This is a genomic window from Leifsonia poae (assembly GCF_020009625.1).
Taxonomy (GTDB): domain Bacteria; phylum Actinomycetota; class Actinomycetes; order Actinomycetales; family Microbacteriaceae; genus Leifsonia; species Leifsonia poae_A.
Map to the genome: position 1 here is coordinate 2,543,646 of NZ_JAIHLP010000002.1, position 19,991 is coordinate 2,563,636.

Below are 19,991 nucleotides of genomic sequence, written 5' to 3' on the forward strand. Positions count from 1 at the left end.
CCCGCCCCGCCGTCGACGATGAGGTGCGTCTCGCGGTCGACTCCGCGCCGACGCGCATCGTCGTGATCGGCGGCGGGATGGCCGGCCTGGTGGCCGCCCGCGACTGCGCGCGGCCCGGTTTCGCCGTGACACTGCTGGAATCGTCGGATCGGGTCGGCGGATCGGTGGCGCCGCTCCCGCTCGACGGCGGCGTGATCGTGGACGCCGGAGCCGAGAGCTTCGCCACGCGGGGCGGTCACGTCGCCGCGCTGATCGAGGAGCTCGGGCTCGCCGACGATATCGTGACGCCGAACGCCGCCGGCGCGTGGGTTCGGTATGGAACGGCCTCCGTGCCGCTGCCGAAGGCCGGTCTGTTGGGCATCCCGAGCTCACCGCTCGCAACCGACGTCGTGCGTGCCATCGGCTGGGGCGGGGCGCTGCGCGCCTATGCCGATCGGCTTCGTCCCGTGCTCAAGATCGGTCGTGAGCGCAGCCTCGGCAAGCTCGTGCGTCAACGGATGGGGCAGAAGGTCCTCGACCGTCTCGTCGCGCCGGTGGCGACGGGGGTCTACTCGGCCGACCCGGATGATCTCGACATCGAGGTGGTGGCCCCGGGTCTCAACTCGGCGCTCACCCGCCTCGGCTCGCTCTCCGGCGCGGTGGGCGAGTTGCGTGCGTCGGCCACGGCGGGCAGCGCCGTCGGCGGCATTCGCGGCGGGATGTGGCGGTTGCCGGAAGCGATCGAGGCCGACCTGCGTGAACGCGGCGGGTTGGTGCGCGTCTCGGCGCCGGTCGTCGCCGTCGTGCCGTTCGTCGCCGCAAAGGGGGAGTCCGTCGGTGCCGATTACGAGGTCGACGGAACCGACGCCGCTGAGTCCGACATCGCTGGACCTGCGCCGTCGCAGCCCGAGAGCGCGCGCTGGACCGTGCGGCTGGCTGACGGCGATGAGATCCCCGCCGACGCGGTGATCGTGGCCGCCCCGGCCGAGGCGGCGCTCGCCGTGCTGGGCACGGCATCCGCGTCGCTCGCCGGTCTCTCCGACCTCGACTGGCCGCCCGCCTCCAGCGTCGAATTGGTGACTCTGGTGCTGACCGACGACCGGCTCGCCGCCGCGCCGCGCGGAACGGGTGTGCTCGTCGCCGACGCCGAGGATTCCGACGTCACCGCCAAAGCGATGACGCACTCCACGGCGAAATGGGCGTGGCTCGCCGACAGTGTCGCCGCCGGTGAGCATGTGGTGCGGCTCTCGTACGGACGCGCCGGCAAACCGTCGGAGACGGACGCCCTCGGTGACGACGAGCTGCGCGAGCTGGCGATCCGGGATGCTGGCAGATTGCTGAATATTCCGCTGACGGCATCCGATGCGACCGGCTTCGCCCGAACACGCTGGACGAATGCGCTTCCCTACGCGGCTCTGGGCGAACGCGAGCGCATCGACCGTGTTCGTGCGGATGTCGCGGCCGTGGAGGGGCTCGAGGTGACGGGTTCGTGGCTCACCGGCACCGGTCTTGCCTCCGTCATCCCGGATTCCCGCGAGGTGGCGACGCGGGCGAGGGGTCTACGCTGGAAAGCACTGACCGACAACCTTTGACGAACGGGGGCTGACAATGCGGGGAAAGATCCTCTTCGTGGCCGGGGCGGCGGTGGGCTACGTGCTCGGCGCCCGAGCCGGACGCAAGCGATACGAGCAGATCAAGTCGACGGCGACGAAGGTGTGGGAGTCGCCCGGCATTCAGAAGCAGGTCGTCGCGGTCGAAGACTTCGTCGCGGCGAAGGTCGGTGACCTTCCCGGCGCGGTGTTCGACGGTGCGAGAAAGCTCGTCGTCCTCGTCGTCGGCCGGCACCCGGAGAAGACCCCGGTCGCTGAGCCCGCGGAACCGCGCGAGAAGCCGGCGACCGCCTCCGCCGTCGCGGCGAAACCGGCCGCGCGCAAGGCCCCGGCCAAACCCGCCGCTCGAAAGGCCCCGGCCAAGCCGGCCGCCGGCGACGCGGAAGCTTGAGCGGCACGCACCGAGGAGTACGGTGGCCCCTATGACTGACGACGAACGCGCACGCTCGCGATCGCTGTTCGCGCTGATCGGCGACCTGCCGCGGTTGCTCATCGCCCTGCTCAAGGCCGAACTCGATCATCTCAAGACAGAGCTGGCCGCCAAGGCGAAATATGCCGGAGTCGGAATAGGCCTGTTCGCCGTCGCCGGTGCGCTGCTGTTCTTCGCACTCGGCGTGTTCGTGGCGGCCGCCGTCCTCGGTCTGGCCGTCGTGCTGCCGGCGTGGCTCGCGGCGCTCATCGTGGCCGTGGCGCTCCTGATCATCGCCGCCGTGCTCGTGCTGATCGGCGTCTCCTCGCTCAAACGCATGAACGGGGTCGCGCCGCAGCAGACGATCGCGAGCATCCGCGAAGACACCGAGGCGTTCAAGGGGATGGGCAAGTATGACAACTGAACCGACCGATGTGGAACGGGCCCGCGCCGACCTCGCCGAGGCCCTCGACGCCATCGAATACAAGCTGAACGTGCCCAAGCGAGCCGCCGAGCGTGTGCAGAATCTGCGGCGAGACAATCCGCTCGCCCTGGTCGGCATCGCCGTCGGAGCCGCCGCTGCGGTCGGCGGGGTCGTCTGGCTCGCGATCCGCGCATCGCGCAGGAAGTAGTCCGAGAAGGGGTTGTGCATGGCCCCCGCTTTTGGCTCTCACAGCTTTCAGAGGGAGACTGTGGGGTATGACTAACCCGGCTGTCCCCCCGGCAGATTCGAGCTTCCCTGAAGAAACACCGAACGGCTTCACCCTCTGGGCCGTTCTCCGCCGGGATCCGGCGCGACCGGACGACCTCGACGGCACGGATGTGCCCCGCGCGGTGAAAGAGCTGGAGGGCGTGATCGCCGACCTCGAGCTGCAGAACGTCACCACCCGCGGCCTGTACGACGTCTCCGGCCTGCGCGCGGACGCCGACGTGATGATCTGGGTCCACGGACCGGAGGCGCACACCCTGCAGTGGGCGCTCCGCCAATTGCGACGCACTCAGTTGCTGAAAGCGCTGCTCCCGACCTGGAACGCAATGGGCGTCCACCGCGACGCCGAGTTCAACAAGGCGCATGTGCCCGGATTCCTGCGTGGCAAAGAGGCGAAGGAATGGCTGACCGTCTACCCCTTCGTGCGCAGCTACGAGTGGTATCTGCTCCCGGATGAGGAGCGTGGCCGAATGCTCTCCGAGCACGGCCGCAAGGGGGCCGCATTCCGCTCGGTGCTCGCCAATACCGTCGCATCGTTCGCTCTCGGTGACTACGAGTGGATCCTTCCGCTCGAGTCCGACGAGCTCACCGACCTCGTCGACCTGATGCGCGATCTGCGGCAGACGGATGCGCGCCGTCATGTGCGCGAAGAGGTTCCGTTCTTCACCGGTCGCCGCATCGCCCCGGCCGAGCTCGTGGAGGTGCTGCAGTGACCGAGGTCGACACCTCGACAGTGCGAGTCCTCGGCGCAACCGAGGCCGCCGCATCCGGCCCGGAGCACGTCACCGAGCCGGTCGCTTACGACGCGATCCTGCTGGCCGGTTTCGGCGGGCCGGAGGGGCAGGACGACGTCATCCCGTTCCTGCGCAACGTCACGCGCGGCCGCGGCATCCCCGAGGAACGCCTCGAAGAGGTCGCCCACCACTACCGTCACTTCGGCGGTGTCAGCCCCATCAACGATCAGAACCGCGAGCTGAAGGCGGCGCTGGAGGCCGAACTGGCTTCGCGCGGCATCGACCTCCCGGTGCTCTGGGGCAACCGCAACTGGGATCCGTATCTGCGGGATGCGCTGGCCGAAGCGGAGGAGCGCGGCCTGAGGAAGATCATCGCGATCGCCACGAGCGCGTACTCCTCGTATTCGAGCTGTCGGCAGTACCGCGAAGATTTCGCGATCGCGCTCGAGGAGACCGGTCTCGAAGGAACCATCCAGATCGACAAGGTACGCCAGTTCTTCGACCACCCCGGCTTCGTCGAACCCTTCATCGAGGGGGTGCGCGACGGTCTGGCCGACATCGAGCGGAAGCTGCCCGGGATCGACCCGGCCACCGAGGTGGAGCTGCTCTTCACGACGCACTCCATCCCCTCGGTCGACGCGGCCAAGTCGGGGCCGGCGGAGCGCAGCTTCGGCGAAGGCGGCGCGTATGCGGCCCAGCATCTGGCGGTGGCCGAGGTCGTCGCGCAGGCGGCGACGGATGGCGTGGTCGCCTGGCAGCTCGTGTACCAATCGCGCAGCGGCCCGCCCTCGATGCCGTGGTTGGAACCGGACATCAACGATGCCATCGCCGCCCTCCCGGCGAAGGGCGTCCGCGCGGTGATCATCGTGCCGCTCGGTTTCGTCAGCGACCACATGGAGGTGCTCTGGGATCTCGACAACGAGGCGATGGAGACGTCTGACGAGCACGACCTCGTCGCCGTGCGGGTTCCGACCCCCGGCACGCACCACGCTTATGTGGCAGGACTGGTCGACCTCGTTCTCGAACGCCGCGACGGCGTTCCCGTCGCGGAGCGCCCGGCGATGACGAAGCTCGGCCCCTGGTACGACGTGTGCCGTCCCGGATGCTGCGAGAACGCACGGCTCGGATTCAAGCCGGCCGCTGCGGGGCTCGCACCGTGAGCGCGACGGTGAGCCGGGCCTCCGGGCCGTCGCCGCGCCGCGACGGCGTGCTCCGGGTCGGCACCCGGGGCAGTGCGCTCGCGGTCGCGCAGACCACCACGGTCGCCGAGCTGATCGCCAAGACGACCGGCCTGGATGTGGAGATCGTCACCGTCACCACGCACGGCGACACGTCGCGCGAATCCCTCTCGGAGCTCGGGGGACGGGCGTGTTCGCGAGCGCCCTGCGGGACGCCCTGCTCGCCGATGAGTGCGATCTGATCGTCCATTCGCTCAAAGATCTGCCCACCGGGGAGGTGCCCGGTCTGGTGATCGGCGCCGTTCCGAAACGTGCGGACGCCCGCGACGCCCTCTGCGCCCGCGACGCGCTCACCCTGGAGAGCCTTCCGGTCGGCGCCCGTGTCGGCACCGGCTCCCCGCGTCGGGTGGCGCAGCTGAAAGCTCGCCGCCCAGACCTCGACGTCGTCGACATCCGAGGCAATGTCGACACCCGGCTCGGCCGCGTCGCCGAGGGCGACCTCGACGCGGTGGTGCTCGCGGTCGCCGGTCTCAAACGTCTCGGCCGCTCCGATGCAGTCACCGACAGCTTCCCGCTCTCCGAGGTGCCGACGGCGCCGGGTCAGGGCGCGCTCGCGATCGAGGTGCGTTCCGGCGACGAGAAGGGTCGCGGACCGATCGCCAAGGCGGTCACCGCCGTCGATCACGCCACCACCCGCGCCTGCGTCACCGCCGAGCGTGTCGTGCTCGCCGGGCTCGAAGCGGGATGCGCGGCCCCCATCGGCGCCACCGCCATCGTCGACGACGGTCTGCTCTTCCTCACCGCCACGGTGTACCGCCCCGACGGGACGGCGCAGGTGACTGCATCCCACGCCGCCACCCGGACTCGATGAGTCGGCACGACCTCGAGGTCGCCGCCCACGACGTCGGCCGGCGCGCCGCCGCCGAACTGCTCGCCGGGGGTGCGGCCGACCTGGCGCCGCTCGGGGCCCACGGTGAGCGCGCAGTCGGGCTCGATCCCCGCGCCGGCGAAACCGCTCGCCGGGTGGCGCGTGCTGGTGCCGCGGGGCGGTCCCTGGGGCGATTCGGTGGCTGCCGATCTGCGCGCCAAGGGCGCTTCGCCGGTCGTCGCCGCCATGATCAACTTCGCGCCGACAGCTGACGCGCCGGCCCTCGAGGCGGCGCTCGCGCGGCTCGCCGACGGCGACTTCGACTGGATGACCGTGACCAGCGCCACCACGGTCGATGTGCTCAGCGCCCAGCGCGTCGTCGTGCCCCCGAGCACCCGGGTCGCCGCTGTGGGCGAGACGACCGCCGCGGCGCTCGTGGCCGCGGGATACACGGTGGATCTCGTGCCGTCGGAAGACAATTCTGCTCGCGGGCTGCTCGCGGAGTGGGAGGCGGCGACCGCCGGCGTCGTGCCGCTGCGTGTGCTCACCCTCCGCTCCGAGATCGCCAAACCGCTCCTCACCGAGGGGCTGAAACGGATCGGGCACGATGTCGAATCCGTCGTGGCCTACCGCACGATCGGTGTCCCGGTGCCCGAGTCGGTCGTGACGGATGTCGCGGACGGTCTCGTGCAGGCCATCCTCGTCACCAGTGGTTCGGTCGCCGAGCAGGTGCAGGGCCAGCTCGGGCCCATCCCCGGTACCACCCTCGTCGCCGCGATCGGACCGCAGACCGCCCGCGATGCCCGCTCTTTCGGCCTCCGCGTCGATGTCATCGCCGCGGAGCGTACCGCCGCCTCCCTCATCGCCGCCGTCGTCGACGCGGCCTCCAGCTGACCCGGCCCTCCGCCAGTCGGAGAAACGGCCCGCTCCCGCGGAAGAATCCGTCGGCACGGACATTCCTTCGGCGGGTCGTGCGATCCTTCCGTCATCCTGGGAGCGCGCGCAGGCTGCCTACCGCGGGCGCGCGTAGGCTTGTCCGGTGACTGACGTGACGCATCCTGTTGTGAGACCACGACGGCTGCGGCAGTCGCCGGCTCTGCGCCGGCTGACCGCCGAGACCCGGCTGCACCCGAACGAGCTGATCCTGCCGATGTTCGTGCGGGAGGGGACACCGGAGGCGCTGCCCATTCTGTCGATGCCCGGTGTCGTGCAGCACAGCGTCGATTCGCTGAAACGGGCGGTCGCCGAGGCGGCCGAGGCGGGCGTCGGCGGCGTGATGCTGTTCGGCGTTCCAGAGACCCGGGATGCGATCGGTTCCGGTGCCACCGACCCCGACGGCATCCTGAACGTCGCGACCCGTGCCGTCGCGGCCGAGGTCGGCGACGCGCTGGTGCTGCAGACCGATCTGTGCCTCGACGAGTTCACCGACCACGGCCACTGCGGCGTCCTGGATGCGTACGGTCGCGTCGACAACGACTTGACCCTGCTGCGCTACCGCGACATGGCGGTCGCACAGGCGGCGGCGGGCTCCCGATTGCTCGGGCTGAGCGGCATGATGGATGGTCAGGTGGCCGCAGTGCGTGATGCGCTCGACGCGGCCGGGCATACCGACACCGTCATCCTGGCGTACGCCGCGAAGTACGCCTCGGCGTTCTACGGTCCGTTCCGCGAGGCCGTCGACTCCCAGCTCTCCGGCGATCGCCGGGCCTACCAGCAGGATCCCGCGAACCGTCGCGAGGGCCTGCGCGAGGCGCGGCTCGACCTCGAGGAGGGCGCGGACATCCTCATGGTCAAACCCGCCCTCAGCTACCTGGATGTGCTCTCGGATGTCGCTGCGATCAGCGATGTTCCCGTGTGGGCTTACCAGGTGTCGGGGGAGTACGCGATGGTGGAGGCCGCCGCCGCGAACGGCTGGATCGACCGTCGCCGGATCGTGGAGGAGACGCTGATCGGCGCTCGTCGTGCGGGGGCCGATGCCGTGATGACCTACTGGGCGACCGAAGTGGCGAGGTGGCTGCGGTGAGCGGCCCCGACGCGAACTCCGCTCTGTTCGAGCGCGCCCAGCGGGTGATCCCGGGCGGGGTCAACTCTCCGGTGCGGGCGTTCCGTTCCGTGGGTGGGACGCCGCGGTTCATCGTGTCGGCCCGCGGACCTTACATCACCGATGCGGACGGGCGCGAATACGTGGACCTCGTCGCCTCGTGGGGGCCGGCGATCCTCGGGCATGCGCATCCCGCCGTGGTCGCGGCCGTGCAGGAGGCCGCGGCGCGCGGTCTGTCTTTCGGCGCGTCGACCCCGGCCGAGACCGAGTTGGCAGAGGCCGTGCTCGCTCGCGTGCCGTTCGTGGAGAAGCTGCGTCTGGTGTCCACGGGCACCGAGGCCACCATGACGGCCATCCGCCTGGCGCGCGGGTTCACCGGACGGCCGCTGGTCATCAAGTTCGCCGGGCACTACCACGGTCACTCCGACGGGTTGCTCGCTGAGGCGGGTTCGGGGCTCGCGACGTTGGCGATGCCCGGCTCGGCCGGCGTCACCGAGGCGACCGCGGCGCAGACGCTGGTGCTGCCCTACAACGACCTGGCCGCGGTGCGCGCCGCATTCGAGGCCCACGGCCCGGACATCGCCGCGGTGATCACGGAGGCCGCCGCCGCCAATATGGGTGTGGTTCCACCGGAGCCGGGTTTCAATGCCGCTCTCATCGAGCTGGCGCACGAGTTCGGTGCGCTGCTCATCCTCGATGAAGTGCTCACGGGTTTCCGTGTCAGCGCGGCCGGCTTCTGGGGGCTCGACCGCGGATACACGCCCGACCTCGTTACTTTCGGAAAGGTCATCGGCGGCGGCATGCCGCTGGCGGCGCTGGGCGGGCGGTCTGAGCTGATGGACTTCTTGGCGCCGACCGGACCGGTCTACCAGGCGGGAACTCTGTCGGGGAACCCGGTCGCGGTGGCCGCGGGCCTCGCGACCCTCGCCCACGCCGATGCGGCCGTGTACGATCGCCTCGACGCCGTGGCCGGCACCGTATCGCATGCCGTCTCGGATGCGCTCGCCGCAGCCGGTGTCGCGCACCGCGTGCAGCACGCCGGCAACCTGTTCAGCTTCGTCTTCGGCGACTTCGCTTCACCGCCGCGAACGTACGCCGAGGTGCAGACGCAGGAGGCGTTCCGGTACCGGGCGTTCTTCCACGCGATGCTGGACGCCGGGGTGTCCCTTCCTCCGAGCGTGTTCGAGGCATGGTTCGTCACGGCCGCGCACGACGATGCGGCTGTCGACCGCATCCTCGCCGCCCTTCCGGCCGCCGCCGAGGCTGCCGCCTCCGCCCGCCCCTGACACGCGCGAGGGCCAGGGGTCAGAGGCCGGAGGGCCAAACGCTAGACGTCGGGGTCGGCGGCGTCGCGGGTGACGGATTCGACGTACGAGTACGTCGCTTCTGTCGGCCAGCCGTCGGCGTCGACGAGAGCGTACACATCGAAGGTGAGTTGCCCGCCCCCGCCGGCGGCCCGCCGCAAGGTTCGGGGCGGGGTGTCGGATGCGGCGCGCACCGTGACCGTCTGCGGTAGCGCATCCCGTCGCAGCAGGCGGGCGTGGAAGGTCGTCGTGCGGGTCACCCCACCAGCCTCTCACGCCCGCACGGTGGCCGCTCCGGTCGGGTGCGCCTGGCCGAGAGGTCGCACCCGACCGGAGGGCCGGTTCTTCGTGGCGGCTTCGCTAAGCCTGCCCGTGCGAGGCACGAGAGCGACGAGAGAGCGAGTCGATGATCACAGCGAGCAGGGTGACCGCTCCGGTGATCATGTAGCGCACGGAGGAGTCGAGGCTGAGCAGGGTGAGCCCGCTCGAGATCGACTGGATGACGAGGATGCCGAGGAGCGCAGACCAGGCGCTGCCGCGACCGCCGAAGAGGCTCGTCCCACCGATGACGGCGGCCGCGATGGCGTTCAGGTTGGTGTCCGTTCCGCCGCTGGACGCGCTCGCCGAGGCGAGTCGGGCGGCGGCGAGGAGTCCGCCGAGTGCGGCGAAGGTGGAGCACAGGATGAAGACCGAGATGTAGATCCGGTTCACCTTGATGCCCGCGCGGCGTGCTGCCTCGACCGAACCGCCGACGGCGAACACCGACCGCCCCCAGCGGGTGCGGGTGAGGAAGAAGTTCATCACGACGACGAGAACCACGAACAGCACGAAGGAGGCTCCGACACCGCTGTCGGTCGCGAGGTACCAGGTGACCGCACAGAGCGCGACCAGGAGCAGGGCCGCTTTGACGGTCGCGACGGTCATCGATCCGACCGAGAGCCCGGCCGCCCGGCGTCGCACCGAGCGGCGCCAGTCGGAGACGAAGAGCCCGATCGCGGCGATCGCCGAGAGGGCGTATGCCGCCCACGGGGGCAGGAAGGTCTGCTGCGAGAACGTCACGAGCCAGGAGTTGAACGGGATGTTGATGGAGCTGTTCGGCCCGAGCACCCACAGCTGCAGCCCGAGGAATCCGAGCAGACCGGCCAGCGTGATCACGAAGCTCGGCACGCCGAAGCGGGTGAACAGCAGACCATAGATGAGCCCGACGACGGCACCGGCGGCAAGGGCCGCGAGCGCGGCCACGACGAGCGGCCAGTGCATCTGGACGAACCCGACTCCGAGGATCGCCGCCGAGAGCCCGCTCACCGATCCGACCGAGAGGTCGATCTGGCCGAGCAGCAGCACGAGCACGATGCCGATGGAGATCGTGCCGACGGCTACGCACTGCAGGGTCAGCTGAACCAGGTTGCTGGCCGAGAGGAACAGCGGGTTGAGGATCTGGAAGACGGCCCAGATCACGATCAGCCCGACGACAACGGGCAGCGAACCGAGGTCGCCGCCGCGCACGCGCCGGCCGAATCCTCTGATCGCTCCGCCGAGGCCTTCTGAGCGGATGAGTCGTTCGTCCTGGAGGTCGGCCGCCTGCTGGGCGGTGGTCTCCGGCGCGGAGTCGGTCATGCCTCGGCCTTTCCTTCACTCGTACGTTCGGCCCGGCGGGTGACCACATTGTCGGTGGCGCCGGTGATGGCCGAGATGATCTCTTCGTAGCTGACGTCCGGCACGCGGAAGTCGCCGTTGTTGCGGCCGAGTCGCAGCACGAGCACGCGGTCGGCGACGGCCTGGACATCGGCCATGTTGTGGCTGATCAAGACGACGCCGAGGCCGCGCTCGCGCAGCCGTTCGATGAGGTTGAGCACCTCGGCGGTCTGGGCGACGCCGAGCGCGGCGGTCGGCTCGTCGAGGATGACGATGCGCGGGTCGCCGATCAGCGATCGCGCGATCGCGACGGTCTGGCGTTGCCCGCCCGAGAGGGAGGCGACGGCGATCCGCACCGATGGGATGCGCGCCGAGAGCTGCCGGAGCAGGCTCCACGAGCGCTGTTCCATCTCCTCTTCGTCGAGGGTGCCGTGGGTGATCTCCCGCCCGAGGAAGAGGTTCGACACCACATCCAGGTTGTCGCAGAGGGCGAGGTCTTGGAAGACCGTGGCGATGCCGAGCTCGCGGGAGACGGCCGGCGAGGGGATGCTCACCTGGTCGCCGTCGAAGCTGATCGTGCCCGAGTCCTGCGGGTGCACCCCGGCGAGGATCTTGACGAGTGTCGACTTCCCTGCTCCGTTGTCGCCGACGATGGCGACCACCTCGCCGGCGTAGACGTCGAGGTCGATGCCGGTGAGCGCTTGTACGGCGCCGAACCCTTTCGAGATGCCACGCAGGGTGAGCACGGGTTGACGCGTCGCGGGTTCGGGTTCGGCGACGGCGGATTCCATCGTCACGGGGTTCTCCTTCGAACGGGTGGGACTGGTGTGTCGGTTACAGGGTAAAGCGCCGGTCGGGGGATGCGTGGGCATCCCCCCGACCGGCGTCGGGTGCTACTTGATTCCGTACTTGGTGCAGGCCGCCTGGTAAGCGGCGGTGCAGATCTGCGAGACGCTGTCGGCTCCGTAGAACTTGTCTTTGACGACGGTGGTCTCGATGTTGTCGGTGGTCACAGCGACCGGCTGCAGAAGGAAGGACTGGATCGCCGCCCCCTTGGCCGTGTTGACCGTGGTGTCACCCTTGGGGCTCTTGCCGTTCGCGAGGTCGATGGCCAGTTGGGCCGCCTTCTCCGCTTCGGGCTGGATGGCCTTGTAGACCGTCATGTACTGGTCGCCCGCGAGGATGCGCTGGATGCCCGCGAGTTCGGCGTCCTGTCCGGTCACCGGGGGGACCGGGTTGACGTTCGCGGCTTTCAGCGCGGCGATGGCGCCGCCGCCGGTTCCGTCATTGGCGGCGTAGACCGCCTTGATCTGGCTGCCGAACTTGGTGATCTGGCCGGAGACCCAGTTCTGTGCCTGTGCCGGGTCCCATCCTGGTGTGTCGTACTCGGCGAGGACCTTGTAGCCGCTCGAGTCGATGACCGAGTGGGCACCCTTCTTGAACAGCGTCGCATTGTTGTCGGTGGGCGAGCCGTTGACCATCAGGATGCCGCTGCCGGCGGGCACATTGTCCTTCTTCAGCTTGTCGACGAGGGCGGTGGCCTGAAGTTCGCCGACCTTCTCGTTGTCGAACGAGATGTAGTAGCTGTCGTCCGGGCTGTCGATGAGGCGGTCGTAGGAGATCACGGGGATCTTCTTGAGCTTGGCCTCGTTGACGATCGAGGCGGCCGCTTCGCCGTCGAACGGGTCGAGCACGAGGACTTTCACGCCCGAGGTGATCATCGATTCCGCCTGCTGCTGCTGTTTGCTGGCGTCGCCGTCGGCGTTCGCGTACAGCACCGTGCAGTCGGGGCAGAGCGAGGCGACCTTCGCCGTGAAGAACGGCTTGTCCGCCGCCTCGTACCGGGCGGTGACGGAGTCGGGAAGGAGCAGTCCGATCTTGGCCTTGCTCGCATTGCTCGACGATGTGCTTCCGGAGCTTCCCGATCCGTTGGAACAGGCTGTGAGTGTTCCGGCTGTGAGCAGGATCGCGGCCGTCGCGATGACGGCTCTCGTGGTGGCGATCTTCATTGAAAAACCTCCGATTCGAAACCGCCATCGTTGGCGGCTGGGTTGAGTGTTGCAGGTGCGACTCTTGGCGTCAAGTATTGAAGACAACGGTTTCGATAACGGTTCGACCGTCAGTGCACTCGGCGCTCGGCAGTCGTCAGAGCGCGAGGTCGTCGGTGGCGATGCTCACGCAGTCGATCGCGTAGGCGACCGCGCCGAGCGTCGCCGCCCGGTTGCCGAGCTGGCCCTGCACGATGTCGGGCATCAGGTCTTCGTTCACGATGATCGAGCGTTCGACCGCGTGCCGCATGGGGCCGAGCAGCAGTTCGCCGGCCCGTGCCAGCTCTCCGCCGACCACGATGCGCTCGGGATCGAGCAGATTGCACAGATTGGCGGTGGCGATCCCGATGTGCTTGCCGGCGTCGGCGATGGCCCGGATGCAGCGTGCATCCCCAGCCATCGCCCGGACGACCACGTCGCCCAACTTGAGGCTGCCGAGATGGTCGCGCAACTCGTCGAGGATGGCGGGGCCGCCGGCGATGGCCTCGAGGCAGCCGCGATTGCCGCAGCGGCAGAGCGGGCCGTTCTCGCGGATCGTCGTATGCCCGAACTCGCCGGCGACCCCGTTGTTCCCGCGATAGAGCTGACCGTTGAGGAGCAGTCCGGCGCCGATGCCGTCGCCGATATCGAGAGTCAGCGTGTTGCGCTTCCCGCGCGCGGCACCCAGCCGGGATTCTGCCAGTGCCGAGAGATTCGCGGCATTGTCGACGAAGACCGGGCGTTTGACGCGACGCTCCATGACCTCGGCGACGGCGACGCCGTCCCAGCCGCGCATGATGCCGCTGCGGGCGATCGTCCCCGACGCCCGGTCCAGCGGCGCGGGGAGCGCGATGCCGAGCGCGAGCACTTCCTCGCGCGTGGCGTCGACCGAGTCGAGCATGTCGTTCAGCAGCAGCGAGACCTTGTCGAGCTCGTTGTCGGCGCGGTGGTCTTTGGCCAGCGGCATGTGGTTCTCGGCCACCACTGTGTTGGCGACGTCTGCCAGCGCGATGCGCATGTGGCGGGTCGAGAAATGCACGCCCACCACGAGCCCGAGGCGGTGGGCGAGCGTGACCTGTTGCGCTCGACGGCCGCTCCGGATGCTCTGCGTGGTGTGCAGCACCCCCGACGTCGAGAGCTCCTTGACGATGTTGGAGACGGTGGCCGGCGAGAGGCCGGTCGCCCCCGCGAGCTCGACCTGCGTGAGCCCTCCGTGCTTCTTGATGGCATCGACGATTCGAGCTCGGTTGGCTTCACGAAGTGAAGTCTGAGAGCCGGGGGTGCGTCTCTGGGTTGCCACGATGAGCAGGATACATGTCTGCACATCGAGCGCTCATTGTGAGCATTCGACGCGCGCGGAAGGGGCTGGACTTGGCAGGATAGGGTCATGGCCGATTTGCACGTTCACCCCGACCGCCTGGAGATCCACCTCACGGCGGCCGAGAAGGTGCTCGCGCTCAAACGGGAGAACCTCGTCGTGCCGCGCGAGAGCATCCGGTCGGTGGCGATCACCGAAGACCCGTGGATCTGGATCCGCGGCATCCGTGCCCCGGGCGCCGGTGTTCCGCTCACGCTCGCCATCGGCACCTGGAAATTCCACGGCGGCAAGGACTTCCTGCTCATCAAGGGCAAGCAGCGCGCGGCCGTCGTGCTCGACCTCGAGGGGGAGGAGTATTCGCGCATCATCGTCTCCACCCCGCACGCGGCGAAGCTCATCGAGACGCTGCGACTCGACGCCGACGAGACCGCCGCCGGTGGAGAACTCATCGACTGAGCACGATCGACCGGCACGACCGTGTCGACCGAGCCCGACTGTGCCGATCAGCGCATCAGCGCCTCAGCGCATCAGCGCCTCAGCCGAGCGAGAGCAGCACGAGCCCCGCGAGTGGAAGCACGCCCTGCACGAGGGCGGCGCGCAGATACAGGCGACCGGTGGTGAGCAGCACGACGGCGGCGAGCACCATGCAGGTGGCGCTGAAGAACACCAGACCGAAGCCGACGTGCCGCAGCGTCGTCCAGTAGAGCACGAGCCCGACGGCCGCGCCGCCGGCGAGGAACAGGTTGTAGAAGCCCTGGTTGTAGGCCATCGGGCGCACGGTGTCCGCATCCCGCTGGGTGGCGATGCCGAAGCGGCGCCATACCGTCGGCGATGACCAGAGAACGCTCTCCATCGCGAAGATCATCAGATGCACGACGGCCGCCGCCGCGATCAGAATCGATCCGATGATGGCCATGCAGGTGAGCATACGCTTGCTGCCATGGAAGCTCTCGACACCTCCTGTGTGATCGTCGGCGGTGGTCCCGCCGGCATGATGCTCGGTCTGATCCTCGCCCGCGCGGGTCTCGACGTCGTCGTGCTGGAGAAGCACGCCGACTTCTTCCGCGACTTCCGCGGTGACACCATCCACCCGTCCACCGTCACTCTGCTCGGCGAGCTGGGGTTGCGCGAGCGGTTCCTCGCGCTGCCGCACACGAGCATCCGCACGCTCGACGTCGTGGTGAACGGTTCTCGGCTGCATCCGATCGATTTCGGCCGTCTCGGCGCTCCGGACGACTTCCTCGTGCTCGCGCCGCAATGGGATTTCCTGTCGTTCCTCGGGAGCGAGGCGGCGGTCAACCCGGGCTTCCACCTGCTGATGGAGACCGAAGCGAGCGACGTGATCGTAGAGGACCATGCCATCCGCGGTGTCGTCGTCCGCGGTCCGGACGGCGTGCGGGAGGTGAGGGCCCCTCTCACGGTCGCTGCCGACGGCCGTGACTCCCGCATCCGCACTGCCGCCGGGCTGCTCCCGCGTCGCTTCGGGGTCGGTATCGACGTGCTCTGGTTCCACCTGCCCAAGCCCGCTGTCGCTCCGCCGAGCACCCTCGCCTACGTGGATGAGGGCGCAATGGTCGTCACCATCGACCGCGGCGACTACTACCAGACCGGGCTCATCATCCCGAAAGGCGGCTTCGACGCTCTCAAGGCCAGCGGGCTGGAGGCGTTCCGGCAGCTACTCGCGACGACGGCCCCGGTGCTCGCTCCCGTGGCCGGAAGCATCACCGATTGGGAGGCGGTGAAACTGCTCTCCGTTCAGATCAACCGCCTGGAACGCTGGTACCGCAGCGGCCTGCTCGCCATCGGCGACGCCGCGCACGCCATGTCGCCGGCGTTCGGCGTCGGGGTGAACTACGCCGTGCAAGATGCGGTGGCTGCGGCGAATGCGCTCGCCGCCCCGCTGCGGGCGGGCGCCGTCGACCTGCGGGTGCTCGACGCCGTGCAGCGGCGTCGTCTGCCACCGGTCGCGCGGATGCAGTCCCTGCAGATCGCCGCCCACGCGCGCATCGCTCGCCCCGGGGGCACGACACTGCTGCCGGACCCGTTGCCCGCCCCGGCCCGCTGGGGGCTGGATGCGGCCATGCCGCTGGTGCAGAGACTGACCGCGCGGGTGATCGGCCGCGGGTTCCTGCCGGAGTCGCTGGCGCCCGAACTGCGGGAACCCGGCAGCGGCCTCAGGCGAGGAGCATCAGCACGAAGCCGATGAGAGGCAGGATTCCCTGCACCAGCGCCGGCCGGAGGTAGCCGCGCCCGGTCGTCACGAGCACCACGGCGGCGGCGACCATGCTCGCCATCGTGAACAGGATGAGCGCGAGCCCGGGCCCGTGCATCCCGACCCCGAACAGGATCAGCCCGACGATGGCGCCGATCGCGAGGAAGAGGTTGTAGAAGCCCTGGTTGTACGCCATGGGTCGAACCGTGTCGGCGGCCTCCTGGCTGGCGACGCCGAACCGTTTCCAGACGGCGGGCCGGGCCCAGCCGACACTCTCCATCAGGAAGATCCCGATGTGCAGGGCCGCTGCCAGGGTGACCATCACGGTCGCGAGGACGATCATGGCCACAGCCTACTGTTCTGCGCGCGCATCCCGTCGCGCCGACCGCGCGAACATTTGCGCCGACCGCGCGAACATTTGCGCCATATGTCGATTCCGACCCGCTCCGATGGCGGGATTCGGCGCGAATGTTCGGCGGAAGGGTGGGGAGCGAAGGGGAGGTCAGGCGCGCACGTCGATGACGGTGCGCCCGTGGAGGCGGCCGGCCAAGATGCTCTCGGCGGCGGGGATCGCCTCGGCGAGGGCGATCACCGAGGTCATCGACGCCAGGGCGTCCGTGTCGAGGTCGGCGGCGAGGCGGCGCCAGGCCGTCTCGCGCAGTGCCGGTGGCGCCTCCACCGAGTTGATGCCGACCAGCGTGATGGCGCGCAGGATGAAGGGCAGCACCGTGGCGGGCAGGTCAGCGCCCTGAGCCAGCCCGCAGGCGGTGACGGTTCCGCCGTACTGCGTCTGGGCGAGCGCGTTGGCGAGCGTGTGGCTGCCGACCGCGTCGACGACACCCGCCCAGCGCTGAGTCTGCAGCGGGCGTCCCGGGTCGGCCAGTTCGGCCCGGTCGATGATCGCGGTCGCACCGAGAGCGGTGAGGTAGTCCGACTGCTCGGTCACCCGGCCGGTGGAGGCGGTCACCGGAAAACCGAGCCCCGCCAGCAACCCGATCGCCACCGAACCGACGCCGCCGGCCGCACCTGTGACCAGAATGCTGGAGCCGGAGGCGCGTACGGCATCCGGGTCGATCCCCGTGCGTTCGAGGGCGAGCACCGAGAGCATCGCGGTGAAGCCGGCCGTTCCGATCGCGGCGGCCTGCTCAGAGGTGAAGGTGTCGGGCACGCGCACCAGCGCATCGCCCCTGACCCGCGCGCGCTCCGCGAGACCGCCGTGGTGGGCCTCGCCGATGCCGTCGCCGTTCAGCAGCACCCGGTCGCCGCTCCGCCACCGCGGATCGTCCGACCCGGTGACCGTCCCCACCAGGTCGATGCCCGGGATGAGCGGGGAGACCCGGGCGATCCCCGGCCGGCCGGCGATGGCCAGCCCGTCTTTGAAGTTGAGGCCGGAGTATTCGACATCCACGGTGACATCACCGGGCATCAGGAACGCATCGGTGACCCGTCTGACCTCCGCCGTGTGGGCGAGGATGCGCCCGGACTCGGTCTCCTGCTCGATCACGATCGCTCGGAAGTCGCTCATGCCTTTCACCATACTCAGGCCCTCGGTCGAGCCTCCCGGCTGCGCGGCGCGTCTGGCCTTCGACCCGTCAGGCCTTCGACCCGTCTGGCCTTCGACCCGTCAGTTGAGCATCCGGGTGCCGCTCGGGATGCCGCCGCCCGCGTACAGCTCGGCGGCGGTCTCCTGCAGCGCGGTCAGCGCCACGCGCTGCGACCACGGCCCGTAGGAGACGCGCGCGACACCGAGTTCCTGCAGCCTGGCGGGCGCGACGGAGACGGGCGAGCCGATCACGCTCAGCGTGCGCTCGCCCAACCCTGCGACGAGCTGTTCGATCGTCGGCTCGTCGAGCCGGCCGGGCACGAACACGCACACGGCCCCTTCGGCGAGATAGGCACGGCCGCGCTCGATCGCCTCGGCCGTCTTCTCGGCGTCCGTGCGCCCTTCGCCGAGCAGGAAGGCGTCCGTGCGAGCGTTCAGCACGAACGGCACTCCCTCCGCTTCGGCGGCCGAGAGCGCGGCGCGAACGGCGGCGACCGAGTCGGCGAACGGCGGCGACCGAGTCGGCGAACGGGCGCATCGCATCCTCGAGGTTCGCGCCGACCACACCGATGCCCACGGCTCGGCGCACGGTCTCCCCGGCGTCGCCGTACCCGGCTTCCAGATCGGCGGTCACCGGCTGCTCGACGACGGCGACGATTCGCGACACCGCGTCCAGCATCAGGTCGAGGGGGATGCGTTCGCCGTCTTCGAATCCGAACGACGCGGCGATGGAGTGGCTTGCCGTCGCGACGGCCCTCGTCTGCTCAAGGGTGGCGATGGCTCTGGCGCTCGCCGCATCCCACACGTTGACGAGCTGCAGCAGCTCGGTCGCCTCGTGCAGCCGGCGCAACTCGTCCGCCCGGTTCCGGATGCTCTTCCCGCGTTCGTCGCTCATGCCCCCACCCTACGCAGCCGCTGCCCCGCCATAGGATGTCCCCATGCCGCAGACGACGGTGCCCACCACGGCCGTGCCCAAGACGCGGTCGACCACCGGCCGCCGCCGGTCGGCCAACGTGCTCGTCGACAATGCCTTCTTCATCTTCGGCGGGGCGGCCGCGGTCTGGCTCGCCTGGATAGCGCTCACCGAGAGCTTCGCCTGGGGCTGGTTCCTCGTTCTGTTCTTCGTTCTGTTCTGGCTGCTGCTCGCCTATCTGGTGCTGCCGCGGTTGCACCGCATCCTCACGACCATCTACGTTCCCGACTACTTCATCGGCCGGGCGCGCACAAGCGACGGCCTGCTGGGCGACCCGATCAATCTGGCCGTGCTCGGCTCAGAGGCCAAGCTCGACGAGGCGATGACCCGCGCGGGGTGGACCCGTGCCGACGAAGTGACACTCGCCTCCAGCTGGCGCATCGTCGCGTCGACACTGCTGCGCCGAAGCTACGACGAGGCGCCGGTGAGCCCGCTGTTCCTGTTCGGCCACCAGCAGGACATCGCCTACCAGCAGGAGGTGAAAGGCAACCCGGCCAAGCGGCACCACGTGAGGTTCTGGCGCTGCCCGGACGGCTGGCTCCTCCCCGGCGGTCACCGCGCCGACTGGATGGCGGCCGGCACCTTCGATCGCGCGGTGGGCTTCTCGCTGTTCACCCTGCAGGTGACGCACAAGATCGACGCGAACACCGACATCGAGCGCGACCACATCGTGTCGAGCCTCACCGGCGCCGACATCGGCGTAGGGGTCGACGTCATCCGCGATTTCTCCTCCGGTTACCATTCGCGCAACGGCGGCGGCGACAGCATCGAGACGGATGGCGACCTGCCCGTTCTCGACGTGCGCCCGGTCGCGGTCGACGAGACGTCGGTGGCGGTCGCCGACCACGCCGACAATCGTCGCGCCGCCCTGGCCGAGCGTCGGCCGGTGCCGACCGTCCTCGGCTTCCTGCTCATGCTGCTGCGGGTGGTGGCGGGCGGGATCTTCATCCTGCTCACGGTGCTCGAGTGGCGCACGTTCGTACAATCCGTGGTGATCGACCCGACGACAGGCAGCATCGACCCGACGTCGCTCCAGGTCGCCGAGGTGGTTCTCGCCGCGGTCATGGTGATCATGGGGATCGGCCTCTTCGTGTATCTCGCGCTGGCCGTCTTCGTCTACCTGGGCCACAACTGGGCGCGCATCGCCGCGATGGCGTTCAGCGCCTTCCTCGTGGTCGCGGCCGCCATCAACTACTTCGAGGGCCACGGGTACGTACCGCTGCGCAACAACCTCCTCGGTCTTCCCCTCGACATCCTCGTCGTCCTCGCGCTGTCGTCGCAACGGTCCAGGCTCTGGGCGCGACGCGTGCGCCCGCGGCCGGGGGATGCGGGCGCCGCCACCGAGAACGCGGCGGCCGACGAGACGACCACCCGGTAAGCCGCTTCCGCCCCGTTCACTCTCGGCGGAGCGGTCTTCACTGTCTGCGGGAACCATTGCCGCCCGGGTCGCG

The 19,991-nt window shown here is 69.5% G+C and carries 21 protein-coding genes and 2 pseudogenes; 13 read left to right on the plus strand and 10 right to left on the minus strand.

Annotation, left to right across the window (positions count from 1 at the left end; genetic code table 11):
- Positions 1-77 precede the first annotated feature (77 nt).
- From K5L49_RS12935 to hemL, 10 genes and pseudogenes are all read left to right on the plus strand, one after another.
- Positions 78-1,571, plus strand: a complete 1,494-nt coding sequence (locus tag K5L49_RS12935) for a protoporphyrinogen/coproporphyrinogen oxidase (protein WP_263299333.1) — start codon at positions 78-80, stop codon at positions 1,569-1,571.
- Positions 1,572-1,587: 16 nt separating this feature from the next.
- Positions 1,588-1,980 carry a YtxH domain-containing protein gene (locus tag K5L49_RS12940; protein WP_223693326.1) on the plus strand — a complete coding sequence of 131 codons (393 nt, stop codon included), beginning with the start codon at positions 1,588-1,590 and terminating at the stop codon, positions 1,978-1,980.
- A gap of 31 nt (positions 1,981-2,011) precedes the next feature.
- On the plus strand, positions 2,012-2,422 hold the full coding sequence (locus K5L49_RS12945) for a phage holin family protein (RefSeq protein ID WP_223693328.1): 411 nt from the start codon (positions 2,012-2,014) through the stop codon (positions 2,420-2,422).
- Positions 2,412-2,630, plus strand: a complete 219-nt coding sequence (locus K5L49_RS12950; protein WP_223693330.1) for a DUF3618 domain-containing protein — start codon at positions 2,412-2,414, stop codon at positions 2,628-2,630. Before K5L49_RS12945 ends, K5L49_RS12950 begins: the two co-directional genes overlap by 11 nt.
- Before the next feature lie 67 nt (positions 2,631-2,697).
- Positions 2,698-3,420 (plus strand): hydrogen peroxide-dependent heme synthase, encoded by a 723-nt coding sequence (gene hemQ / locus K5L49_RS12955; RefSeq protein ID WP_223693331.1) that lies wholly within the window; start codon positions 2,698-2,700, stop codon positions 3,418-3,420.
- On the plus strand, positions 3,417-4,601 hold the full coding sequence (locus K5L49_RS12960) for a ferrochelatase (RefSeq protein ID WP_223693333.1): 1,185 nt from the start codon (positions 3,417-3,419) through the stop codon (positions 4,599-4,601). The genes hemQ and K5L49_RS12960 overlap by 4 nt, the downstream gene beginning before the upstream one ends.
- Positions 4,598-5,585: pseudogene (gene hemC, locus K5L49_RS12965) on the plus strand (hydroxymethylbilane synthase); the annotation flags it as partial. The gene K5L49_RS12960 and the pseudogene hemC, both read left to right, overlap by 4 nt.
- Positions 5,586-5,592: 7 nt before the next feature.
- Positions 5,593-6,381: a uroporphyrinogen-III synthase gene (locus K5L49_RS12970; protein WP_223693335.1), complete on the plus strand. Its 789-nt coding sequence runs from the start codon at positions 5,593-5,595 to the stop codon at positions 6,379-6,381.
- Positions 6,382-6,535: 154 nt separating this feature from the next.
- A complete protein-coding gene (gene hemB / locus K5L49_RS12975; protein ID WP_223695301.1) occupies positions 6,536-7,510 on the plus strand; it encodes a porphobilinogen synthase in 975 nt (324 codons plus the stop codon).
- Positions 7,507-8,814: a glutamate-1-semialdehyde 2,1-aminomutase gene (gene hemL / locus K5L49_RS12980; RefSeq protein ID WP_223693337.1), complete on the plus strand. Its 1,308-nt coding sequence runs from the start codon at positions 7,507-7,509 to the stop codon at positions 8,812-8,814. The genes hemB and hemL overlap by 4 nt, the downstream gene beginning before the upstream one ends.
- A 41-nt stretch (positions 8,815-8,855) precedes the next feature.
- Here hemL and K5L49_RS12985 read toward each other — a convergent pair whose 3' ends face one another.
- From K5L49_RS12985 to K5L49_RS13005, 5 genes are all read right to left on the minus strand, one after another.
- A complete protein-coding gene (locus K5L49_RS12985) occupies positions 8,856-9,092 on the minus strand; it encodes a hypothetical protein (protein ID WP_223693339.1) in 237 nt (78 codons plus the stop codon).
- Positions 9,093-9,192: 100 nt separating this feature from the next.
- A complete protein-coding gene (locus K5L49_RS12990; RefSeq protein ID WP_223693340.1) occupies positions 9,193-10,449 on the minus strand; it encodes a sugar ABC transporter permease in 1,257 nt (418 codons plus the stop codon).
- On the minus strand, positions 10,446-11,258 hold the full coding sequence (locus K5L49_RS12995; protein ID WP_223695302.1) for an ATP-binding cassette domain-containing protein: 813 nt from the start codon (positions 11,256-11,258) through the stop codon (positions 10,446-10,448). Before K5L49_RS12995 ends, K5L49_RS12990 begins: the two co-directional genes overlap by 4 nt.
- Positions 11,259-11,360: 102 nt before the next feature.
- Positions 11,361-12,476 (minus strand): ABC transporter substrate-binding protein, encoded by a 1,116-nt coding sequence (locus tag K5L49_RS13000; RefSeq protein WP_223693342.1) that lies wholly within the window; start codon positions 12,474-12,476, stop codon positions 11,361-11,363.
- Positions 12,477-12,612: 136 nt separating this feature from the next.
- The gene (locus K5L49_RS13005; RefSeq protein WP_223693344.1) at positions 12,613-13,794 is read right to left on the minus strand and encodes an ROK family transcriptional regulator; all 1,182 of its coding nucleotides are present in this window, start codon (positions 13,792-13,794) and stop codon (positions 12,613-12,615) included.
- A gap of 87 nt (positions 13,795-13,881) precedes the next feature.
- Here K5L49_RS13005 and K5L49_RS13010 point away from each other — a divergent pair, with 87 nt between their 5' ends.
- Positions 13,882-14,268, plus strand: coding sequence for a hypothetical protein (locus tag K5L49_RS13010; protein ID WP_223693345.1), 387 nt, complete (start codon positions 13,882-13,884; stop codon positions 14,266-14,268).
- Between the two features lie 79 nt (positions 14,269-14,347).
- On the opposite strand, the gene K5L49_RS13015 is transcribed toward K5L49_RS13010, so the two are convergent.
- Positions 14,348-14,728 carry a DUF1304 domain-containing protein gene (locus K5L49_RS13015; protein WP_223693347.1) on the minus strand — a complete coding sequence of 127 codons (381 nt, stop codon included), beginning with the start codon at positions 14,726-14,728 and terminating at the stop codon, positions 14,348-14,350.
- Positions 14,729-14,752: 24 nt separating this feature from the next.
- Here K5L49_RS13015 and K5L49_RS13020 point away from each other — a divergent pair, with 24 nt between their 5' ends.
- The gene (locus K5L49_RS13020; protein ID WP_223693349.1) at positions 14,753-16,018 is read left to right on the plus strand and encodes an FAD-dependent oxidoreductase; all 1,266 of its coding nucleotides are present in this window, start codon (positions 14,753-14,755) and stop codon (positions 16,016-16,018) included.
- Here the strand turns inward: K5L49_RS13020 and K5L49_RS13025 are convergent.
- From K5L49_RS13025 to K5L49_RS20700, 4 genes and pseudogenes are all read right to left on the minus strand, one after another.
- Positions 15,987-16,367, minus strand: coding sequence for a DUF1304 domain-containing protein (locus K5L49_RS13025; RefSeq protein ID WP_223693351.1), 381 nt, complete (start codon positions 16,365-16,367; stop codon positions 15,987-15,989). The two genes, K5L49_RS13020 and K5L49_RS13025, sit on opposite strands and share 32 nt — an antisense overlap.
- A 159-nt stretch (positions 16,368-16,526) precedes the next feature.
- A complete protein-coding gene (locus K5L49_RS13030) occupies positions 16,527-17,549 on the minus strand; it encodes an MDR family oxidoreductase (protein WP_223693352.1) in 1,023 nt (340 codons plus the stop codon).
- 99 nt (positions 17,550-17,648) lie between these two features.
- Positions 17,649-18,110 carry an isocitrate lyase/phosphoenolpyruvate mutase family protein gene (locus K5L49_RS20695; protein WP_374107686.1) on the minus strand — a complete coding sequence of 154 codons (462 nt, stop codon included), beginning with the start codon at positions 18,108-18,110 and terminating at the stop codon, positions 17,649-17,651.
- 16 nt (positions 18,111-18,126) lie between these two features.
- Positions 18,127-18,462, minus strand: a pseudogene (locus K5L49_RS20700) (isocitrate lyase/phosphoenolpyruvate mutase family protein); the annotation flags it as partial.
- A 43-nt stretch (positions 18,463-18,505) separates the two neighbouring features.
- Between K5L49_RS20700 and K5L49_RS13040 the strand changes: the two are divergent.
- Positions 18,506-19,918, plus strand: coding sequence for an LssY C-terminal domain-containing protein (locus tag K5L49_RS13040; RefSeq protein ID WP_223693354.1), 1,413 nt, complete (start codon positions 18,506-18,508; stop codon positions 19,916-19,918).
- The last annotated feature ends 73 nt before the right edge of the window (positions 19,919-19,991 follow it).